3 protein-coding genes are annotated in these 3258 nt (G+C 77.1%); 1 reads left to right on the plus strand and 2 read right to left on the minus strand.

Annotated features, from left to right (window positions below):
- Window positions 1-514, minus strand: a 514-nt coding sequence (locus tag KBX39_RS27160; protein WP_210873199.1) for a carbohydrate binding domain-containing protein, incomplete at its 3' end; no start/stop codon positions are given.
- 215 nt (window positions 515-729) lie between these two features.
- Here KBX39_RS27160 and KBX39_RS27165 point away from each other — a divergent pair.
- Window positions 730-1455, plus strand: coding sequence for a PP2C family serine/threonine-protein phosphatase (locus KBX39_RS27165; RefSeq protein WP_043325052.1), 726 nt, complete (start codon window positions 730-732; stop codon window positions 1453-1455).
- Between the two features lie 3 nt (window positions 1456-1458).
- Here the strand turns inward: KBX39_RS27165 and hrpB are convergent.
- The coding region (gene hrpB / locus KBX39_RS27170; RefSeq protein WP_210873201.1) for an ATP-dependent helicase HrpB at window positions 1459-3258 on the minus strand (1800 nt) is incomplete at its 5' end.

The following is a 3258-nucleotide window of genomic DNA, read 5'->3' on the forward strand; positions in this document are numbered from 1 at the left end:
GCAGCGACACGTTGTCCAGGCAGAACGTCTGCGCCTCGGCGCTGCCGCCGACCTGGAAGATCAGCTGGGCGGTGGGGTTCTCGGCCGGGGAGGTGAACGTGGTGGTGACGCGCTTCGAGGTGCCGGTGGCGGTCGCGTCGACGCTCGCGTACGTGGTGTAGGGGGCGCTGCCGAGCTGCAGCACCGCCTTGACGGCCGCGCCCGGGGTGGCGGAGACGTCGAAGGACAGCTCGTACTCGGCGCCCTGCATCAGCGGCACCGCGTCCTGGCCGATGCCGGCGTCCCACGGGTTGGCGGTGCCGGCCGCGACGGTGGTGCAGAGCCGGCCGTCGACGACAGCGAGGTCGCCGGTGCCGTAGGAGAACCAGGGGGAGACACCGGCGCTGAAGTCGCCGTTGCGGAGTTGTTCGGGGGCGTCCGGCGGCACCTCGGCAAGGGCCGGGCCGGCGGTGAGGCCGGTGAGCGCCAGCGTGGTGGCCGCGAGCGCGGCGAGCCGACGTCGGGATCGGGTCACGGAGGTTCCTTCCGTGCTCGGGGGTGGTGGGGGGAGACCGGGAACTGGGAGCGCTCCCAATATCAGGCCGATGTTTCCACCGCGTTCCGTCGCTGTCAATCGATCCGGCCCGATGCTCGGCCGAGCGCCCGCTCGCGGAGGGGTCCGGCGCGCCACGTACGATGTCGGTGATCTCCTACAGACAACCGAGCCCTCGACCTGGCAGGCTGCGACCCATGACCCTGAAGCTTCGTTCCGTCGGAGCGAGCGACCGTGGGCTGATCCGCAGCGGCAACCAGGACGCCCAGCACGCGGGCCCCTGGCTGGTCGCGGTGGCCGACGGCATGGGCGGCATGGCGGCCGGCGACCTGGCCAGCCGTATCGCGATCGACGCGATCGCCCCGCTGGACGTGGAGACGCCGGAGGACGCGCTCGTCGCCGCGCTCCAGGGCGCGATCGAGCTGGCCACCGCGCGGATCCGCCAGGCGGTGGAGGAGGACCCGGAACGTCAGGGCATGGGGACCACGCTCACCGCGCTGCTGTTCGCCCGCACCGGCAGCTGCCTGGCGCTGGCGCACGTCGGCGACTCCCGCGCCTACCTGTTCCGCGAGGGCGTGCTCAAGCAGGTCACCCGCGACGACACGTTCGTGCAGATGCTCGTCGACCAGGGCGTGATCACCGCCGAGCAGGCCAGCAGCCACCCCCGGCGGGCCGTGGTCACCCAGGCGTTGCAGGGCGACCAGGTCTCCCCGTCGTACGCGACGATGGTGCCCCGCGCGGGCGACCGCTGGCTGCTGTGCAGCGACGGCCTCTCCAACGTCGTTCGCGCGGACACGCTCACCGAGGTCCTCAACGAGCAGATGGAGCGGGACGCCTGCGCGGCCCGGCTGATCGATCTGGCGCTGCGGGCCGGCGGCCCGGACAACATCACCGTCGTGATCGCCGACGTCGTCGAGGAGTAGCCCTCACCGGCGGCGCGGAGCGGCCCGGCGGGTCGGCTCGGCGGTGGTCGGGTCCTCCGGCCACGGGTGACGCGGGTAGCGGCCCCGCAGCTCCGCCCGCACCTGCGGATAGCCGGTGCGCCAGAACGACGCCAGGTCGGCGGTGACCGCCACCGGCCGCCCGGCGGGGGAGAGCAGGTGCAGCAGCACCGGCACCCGCCCGTCGGCGATGCGCGGCACGTCCCGCCAGCCGAACGTCTCCTGGAGCTTCACCGCCAGCACCGGCGCGGCCGGATCGGCGTAGTCGACACGTACCCGCGACCCGCTGGGCACCGCGAGCCGTTCCGGGGCCAGCTCGTCCAGCCGGGCGGCCTGCCGCCAGTCCAGCAGCCGGCGCAGCGCCGCCACCACGTCCACCCGGCTCAGGTCGGCCCGGCGGCGGGCGCGGACCAGCTCCGGCCCGAGCCAGTCGGGGGCGCGGTCGAGTAGCGCCGCGTCGGAGACGTCCGGCCAGTCCCCGCCGAGCGCCTGGCGGCAGAACGCCATCCGGCGGCGCAGCCCGGTCGCCTCCGGCGTCCAGCGCAGCAGTCCCGGCCCCTCCTGCCGCAGCCCGTCCAGCAGCGCCGCCGCGACCAGCTCCGGTTCCGGCGCGGTCAGTTGCCGCTCGCGCAGCTCGATCGCGCCGAGCCGGTCCACCTCCCGGGCCACCACGTCGCCGCCGGTCCAGGCCACCTCCCGCCCGGAACGCAGCAGCGCCGCCCCGGCCTCCCGGGCGGTCGCCTCGTCGATCGGCGCGGCCAGCCGTACCCGCGCGGCCGGCGCGCCGGGGGAGCGGTCCGCCACCGCGACGGCCAGCCACGCCGCTCCGGCCAGCCCCGACCCGGGCGCCAGCTCCGCGGCGGTCCCGCCGGCCATCAGGTACGCGGACCCGCCCGGCCGCCGCGTCCGGGCCAGCCGTTCCGGGTACGCGAGCCCGGCGAGCAGCCCCGCGGCCAGATCGTCGGGCAGGCGCTCCCGTTCGGCGTCGTCGGCGGGCAGAGCGGCGCGCAGGCGGCGTACCTCGGTGCGCCAGCGCGCGGTGGCGGCCGGGTCGACGCCGTCGCGCAGCCGCCGCCAGCGGGCGGGCAGGTCGTCCCCCGTCCCGCCCAGCGTGTCCTCGCCGAGGATCGCCACCACCTCGGCGGCCCGGTCCGCGCCGACCCGGGGCGCGCCGTCCAGCAGGGCCCGCGCCAGCCGGGGATGCGTGCCCGCCGCCGCGACCGCCCGGCCGCGCGCGGTGATCCGGCCGTCGTCGTCCACCGCGCCGAGCGTGCCCAGGGTCTCCCGCGCCACGGCCAGCGCGGCCGGTGGCGGCGGATCGGGCAGCGCCAGGCCGGCGCCGTCCGGGGTGCCCCAGGCCGCCAGCTCCAGCGCGAACCCGGTCAGGTCGGCGGTGGCGATCTCCGGCTCGGGCTGCGGAGCGAGCCGCTCGTGTGCCGCCTCGGACCAGCAGCGGTAGACCGCGCCCGGCGCCTCCCGCCCGGCCCGGCCCGCCCGCTGCGTCGCCGCCGCCCGGGACACCGGCACCGTCACCAGCGAACCCAGCCCCCGGGCCAGGTCGGTACGGGGCACCCGGCTCAGGCCGGCGTCCACCACGACCCGGACGCCCGGCACGGTCAGGCTGCTCTCCGCCACCGCCGTCGCGAGAACCACGCGCCGCCCGGCGGCGGGGGTGAGCGCCGCGTCCTGGGCCGGGCCGGGCAGCCGTCCGTGCAACGGCAGCACCGTGACGTCGCGCAGGTCGGCCAGGCGGCGCGCGACGGCGCCGATCTCACCCGCGCCGGG

This window comes from Micromonospora sp. D75, from assembly GCF_018070405.1.
Lineage (GTDB): Bacteria > Actinomycetota > Actinomycetes > Mycobacteriales > Micromonosporaceae > Micromonospora > Micromonospora chalcea.

Coding starts and splice junctions, on each gene's coding strand:
- KBX39_RS27165 (WP_043325052.1), top strand. CDS start 730: ATGACCCTGAAGCTTCGTTCCGTCGGAGCGAGCGACCGTGGGCTGATC.